This is a genomic window from Tardiphaga sp., from assembly GCF_028290785.1.
Lineage (GTDB): Bacteria > Pseudomonadota > Alphaproteobacteria > Rhizobiales > Xanthobacteraceae > Tardiphaga.
Genome location: NZ_JAQGJD010000031.1, coordinates 1 through 3,218, shown reverse-complemented (window position 1 = coordinate 3,218; position 3,218 = coordinate 1). Strand labels below are relative to the sequence as shown.

At 63.3% G+C, this 3,218-nt stretch carries 4 protein-coding genes; 3 read left to right on the top strand and 1 reads right to left on the bottom strand.

Going from position 1 to position 3,218, the window contains the following annotated elements:
* From JWR89_RS01880 to JWR89_RS01870, 3 genes are all read left to right on the top strand, one after another.
* The coding region (locus tag JWR89_RS01880; protein WP_299711074.1) for a zinc-binding dehydrogenase at nt 1-637 on the top strand (637 nt) is incomplete at its 5' end.
* Nucleotides 638-740: 103 nt separating this feature from the next.
* Nucleotides 741-1,694: an NAD(P)/FAD-dependent oxidoreductase gene (locus JWR89_RS01875; RefSeq protein WP_299711072.1), complete on the top strand. Its 954-nt coding sequence runs from the start codon at nt 741-743 to the stop codon at nt 1,692-1,694.
* A 22-nt stretch (nt 1,695-1,716) separates the two neighbouring features.
* Entirely contained in the window at nt 1,717-2,733 is a 1,017-nt protein-coding gene (locus JWR89_RS01870; RefSeq protein ID WP_299711077.1) for an ATP-dependent DNA ligase, read from the top strand.
* A gap of 250 nt (nt 2,734-2,983) precedes the next feature.
* Here JWR89_RS01870 and JWR89_RS01865 read toward each other — a convergent pair.
* Nucleotides 2,984-3,218: hypothetical protein (locus JWR89_RS01865; RefSeq protein WP_299711080.1), on the bottom strand; the 235-nt coding region annotated here is incomplete at its 5' end.

Genomic DNA, 3,218 nt, shown 5'->3' with positions numbered 1-3,218 from the left:
TTGCGAGATCGAACCGGCCGACGTGGTCGCGATCTGGGGCTGCGGTCCGGTGGGACAGTTCTGCATCAAGAGCGCGCTGATGCTCGGTGCCGCGCGCGTGATCGCCATCGACAACGTGCCGGAGCGGCTGGCGCTGGCGCGCATGGCGGGCGCCGAGACGATCAATTTCGACGAGGAGGACGCGACGATCCTCGAAAAGCTGAAGGACATGACGGGCGGCAATGGACCGGACAAGTGTATCGACGCCGTCGGCGCCGAGTCGCACGCCACCGCCTCGTTCGACGCCGTGATCGACAAGGCCAAGGCCGCCGTGCTGCTTGGTACCGACCGGCCGCACGCGTTGCGCGCGGCGATCATGGCGTGCCGGCCGGGCGGCATCGTCTCGGTGCCCGGCGTCTACGGCGGCTTTCTGGACAAGATCCCGTTCGGCGCCGCCATGAACAAGGGGCTGACGATCCGTACCGGACAAACCCACGTCAATCGCTACTCGCTCGACCTGCTGCGACGGATCGAGGAGGGCCAAATCGATCCGAGCTTTATCATTACGCACCGCGCAAAACTTGAGGACGGCCCGGGCCTGTATGAGACGTTCCGCGATAAGAAGGACGGCTGCATTAAGGTGGTGATGACCGCGTAACTGCGGGAACTCGCGCGGTTCCAAGTGACTTAACTGTGAAGCTGCATACCCCCCTCGCCAAATCGGCGTAGAGGGTGTGCTGCGACGTGAGTGGGTTCGGAAAATGCCGGAAGAGCAAATCGATTGCGCGATTATTGGTGGAGGTCCAGCTGGCCTGACGGCCGCGGTTTATCTGGCGCGCTATAACAGGCGTGTCGTCGTCCTTGACTCCGGGGAGAGCCGCGCCAGTTTCATTCCCGAGAGCCACAATTATCCCGGCTTTCCCGACGGCATTACGGGAAACCGCCTGCTGGCCTCGCTCAGGACCCAGGCGGCGCGCTATGGCGTCAGGATGGTCGCATCCAACGTTAGTTCGTTGCTACCATACAATCCCGGATTCTCGGTCGTGCACAATTCAGGGAAGCTGCAGGCCCGGCTTGTCCTGCTCGCGACCGGCATCGTGGACAAGCCGCCTCCGATGGACGGGCTAAGCGCCGCAATCGCCGATAGGCTAGTACGTTATTGCCCGGTTTGCGACGGCTATGAGGCCACGGACCAGAAGATTGCCGTGTTCGGCGCAGGCAGCGATGCCGCCGGCAAAGCCAAGTTTCTTCGCGCGTATTCGACGGACGTCACCTGGCTCAGGCCCACCGGTGCGCCAGCGGCCCCCGGCGATCTGGACGCCATGCGTGAGGCCGGGATCGACGTCATCGATGACGTGCATGAGCTGCACCGGACAGGGGACCGCATCAAGGTGACCTCCGGCGGCGCGGCCTATGAATTCGATCTAGTCTATCCGGCGCTCGGGTGTGACGTGCGCTCGCAAATGGCGTCGCAGCTGGGCGCGGAAATCAACGACGTCGGCTGTTTGAAAGTGGACGAGCATCAGCAAACCACCGTCGAGGGGCTTTATGCCGCCGGCGACGTGGTGTCTGATCTGCATCAAATCGCGGTGGCCACCGGCCATGCGGCCATCGCCGCGACGCATATACACAAGTCGCTGCCGGCTCACCTGCGGGCGGCCCATCCGACGACGCTGGCCAGTGCGAAACAGGACGAGGCCCTGCAAGGTGCGTAAAGATGGCGAGCTGCCCCAGGCCATGGAAGCCCGGTCGGTCAGCGCGCTTCCGCTCGGCGAAAAGTGGCAATACGAACCGAAATGGGATGGCTTCCGCTGCCTGCTGTCGCGCGATGGCGATGCAATTGCGATGCTGTCAAAGTCCGGGCAGGACCTGACGCGTTACTTTCCCGAGGTGATGGCGGCGGCGCTTGCGCTGCCGGAACGACGTTTTCTGCTGGATGGCGAATTGGTGGTGCCGGCGGACGAAACGTTCTCGTTTGATAACTTGCTGCAGCGTATCCATCCCGCAGCGAGCCGGATCAAAAAACTATCGGCGGAGACTCCGGCGATCTTTCTCGCCTTCGACCTTCTCCGAAGCGGCAAACGCGAGTTGGCCGCAAAACCGCTAGTGCAACGGCGGCCTGAGCTCAAAGATTTTGCCAGCCGCTGCTTCGGCGAAGGCGGCCTGTTCCGGCTGTCGCCGGCAACAAGCGATGCCGGCCGGGCGGCGCGATGGCTTCGTTCCGCAGGAGGCGGCAGCGACGGCGTTATCGCCAAGCGCATCGATCTTGCCTATCAGGGCGGCAATCGCGAGGGGATGCAGAAAATCAAGCGCCATCGTAGCGCCGACTGCGTCATCGGAGGCTTTCGCTATGGCGAAAAGCCAAGCGCCGGCCGCAAGGTGGTGGGCTCTGTCTTGCTGGGCCTCTACGACGCCGATGGCAAACTGCATCACGTCGGCTTTTCGTCAGGGATCAAGGCGGCAGAAAAGCCGGCGCTGACCGACCGGCTCGAAGCGATCGTCGCTGCGCGCAGCTTCACGGGGAATACGCCGGGCGGCCCCAGCCGCTGGTCTTCGGCGCGCTCCTCCGAGTGGCAACCCGTCAAGCTGAAGTTTGTCGTCGAAGTATCTTACGACCATTTCACCGGCGGCCGCTTCCGCCATGGCACCTTGATCCTGCGCTGGCGTCCCGACAAGAAGCCGACGCAGTGCACGATGGATCAACTCGAGCAGAAATCCATGGCCCCGGCGCTGCTGCTCGCAGGCGATCTGTGACCTCGCGAGGGCTTTGCGACGTCTTCACCGCCCTCGGCATTGATTCGTGCGGTCCAGCTCAATCCGGACGTCCGAGCCCTTTCATCAAAAGATCGATGCTGGCGTCGGTGAAGGCCGCGACGTCGATCTGCCTCCGCGTGCCGAACAACATCGACCATAGGCTTAACAGCAGTGCGGGGGCTTATGACGATTTCCGTGAAGGCGGCGGCCGGCGATGCACGGAATTCTCCCGCGGCGATGCCGCCGTCGATCACGCTCTTGAACTGATCGATGGGCGCATGAACTCGTCGTAGTGCCGGTCCACCAGGTCGGCAAGCGGGAGCCCTCGGCGGTCAGGAAGCGCAGCGTCTCGCGCGCGGCCCTGTCCAACGTCGGAAGCGCACATAGTGGGGCCGAGCCGCCACGCTACGATGTAGCGCGAGAAGTCGTCCAAGACCGTCGACAGATACCATCCCCAGCCGGTGATCTTGAGGTAGGTAAAGTCC